We start from the raw sequence: 2,276 nt of genomic DNA on the forward strand, positions 1-2,276 counted from the left end.
CTCTTTTTAAATGATTTTGCAATAAAAATATCTTATCACCACGCAAAAGCATAGTCTCAAATAATTCAAATTCCATCTTAGGGTATAAAAAGCTACTTTTTAGTTCTAATTCGACAAACTCATCATTGCATTTTGAATCCCAAACCACACCACTACCAACGCCATATCTGTAAAAATCTTGATTAAATCTCTTTTCAAGGGTTCTAATTGGTACGCTAAAAATGGCTTTATTAGTATTTATAACTCCCATTGCACCACAATAAACTCCACGCTCTCTATCTTCTAAACGCTTTATAATACGCATTGTGGCTAGTTTTGGCGCACCAGTAATCGACCCACAAGGAAAAACAGCATTAAAAATCTTGCTTAAATTTCTGTTTTTAAGCTTAGCTTTAAGAGGTGAAATTGCTTGAAATAGCGTTTTGAGTTTAATAATTTTCATCGGCTTTTTTATACGCAATGAGCCAACTTTAATAATCTTACTCATATCATTACGCAATAGATCAACTATCATCAAATTTTCACTTCTAGTTTTTGGATCATTTTTAAGCTTTGCTTTTAAAACTCTATCTTCAGCTTTATTTTGACCACGCCTTATAGTGCCTTTCATAGGTGCAAAAGTAATATTTTTACCTTTTAATTTAAAAAACAACTCAGGAGAAAAGGATATTATCTCACAAAATTGACTTTTAAAATAGCCAAAATATCTGCTTTTTTGTCTATTCAAAAGAGCAGATATGATATCATCGCTACTAACTTTAGTAGATATTTGCAACTCACTTGTGAAGTTGATTTGATAGCTATTACCACTAGCTAATTCATTTTTTATATGAGTAAATGCATTTTCATACTCTTTTTTAGATAAATTTTTTAAAATTTGTGGATAAAAATATGGCTTAAATAGTGAAAATTTAAAACTATTTTTTGACTTGAAAATTTCTTTATTTCTATAACCTTTAAAGTGTGCTATAGGATAACTTGGATTATTTTCATCCATATCATAAGTTAAATATCCTACAAAATACTCATTTTTTCTATTTTGCATAAAATTTAAAGTCTTATTAAGCTCATCTTTTGTAAAGCATATAAACTCTTTACTTAAATCATAATATAAATATTTGCCAAAAATACTAAATTCGCTCATACACTTCTCTATTTTAGTTTAAAAAATTTTAGCTAAAGATTTATAATTTTTAGCTAATATAACTCAAATTTTCAAAAAGGTTAAATATGGATGAAGAAATTTTAAATTCGCTTAAAAACATAATCTATCCTGGCTTTAAAAAAAGCATTGTGGATTTTGGCTTTGTAAAATCAACTGATCCTAAAATAGTTGTAGAGATTACATCAGCCAAACCTGAAGTTGCTCAAACTATCAAAAATGAGATAGAAAAGCTAAATTTAGGTAAAGAGATAGAGATTATCGCACCAAAGCCTCAAACCCAGCAATCAAATTCACAAAGCGGGAAAAACATAGCTCCTCAAATTAAAAATTTTGTAATGGTAAGTAGTGGAAAAGGTGGAGTAGGTAAATCTACAACTACTTTAAATCTAGCTATCTCACTTGCTAAACAAGGCAAAAAAGTCGGTCTATTAGATGCTGATATATATGGTCCAAATATACCTAGAATGTTAGGCGTCCAAGGTCGCCAACCTGAAGTAGAAGGACAAAAATTAAAACCACTTCAAACTCACGGTATTGAGATGATGAGTATGGGACTATTAATAGAAGATGGTCAAGGCCTTATGTGGAGAGGCGCAATGATTATGAAAGCAATCACTCAACTACTAAATGAAGTATTATGGAGTGAGCTTGATATCTTGCTGCTTGATATGCCTCCAGGAACAGGCGATGCACAAATGACTCTAGCTCAAAGCGTACCAGTAACGGCTGGAATTTGCGTTACTACGCCTCAAACTGTGGCTTTAGATGATTCGGCTAGAAGTCTTGATATGTTTGAAAAACTTCATATTCCAGTAGCTGGAGTAGTAGAAAATATGAGCGGATTTATCTGCCCTGATAATGGCAAAGAGTACGATATATTTGGCAAAGGTGGAGCCGATGCGCTAGCAAGCGAATATGATACTACTATACTAGCTCAAATTCCTATAGAACCATCTGTAAGAATAGGTGGAGATAGTGGCAAGCCTGTAAGCTTCTATGAGCCAAACTCAATTAGCGCTCAAAGATATGATGAGGCTGCAGCAAAACTATGGAAAATTATAGAAGATATAAATGCAAATGGTGGTGCTGATAACTCAGCTATTCAGCCAGA

2 protein-coding genes are annotated in these 2,276 nt (G+C 32.3%); one reads left to right on the plus strand and one right to left on the minus strand.

Features of this window, described 5'->3' with window-relative positions; genetic code table 11:
- A partial coding sequence (locus J6V67_RS02585) for a chorismate-binding protein (RefSeq protein WP_291858101.1) occupies positions 1-1,144 on the minus strand: 1,144 nt, incomplete at its 3' end.
- Positions 1,145-1,230: 86 nt separating this feature from the next.
- Here J6V67_RS02585 and J6V67_RS02590 point away from each other — a divergent pair.
- Positions 1,231-2,276 (plus strand): Mrp/NBP35 family ATP-binding protein (locus tag J6V67_RS02590; RefSeq protein WP_291858103.1); only part of this gene is annotated, 1,046 nt, incomplete at its 3' end.

It is taken from the genome of Campylobacter sp. (assembly GCF_017646085.1).
Classification (GTDB): Bacteria; Campylobacterota; Campylobacteria; order Campylobacterales; family Campylobacteraceae; genus Campylobacter.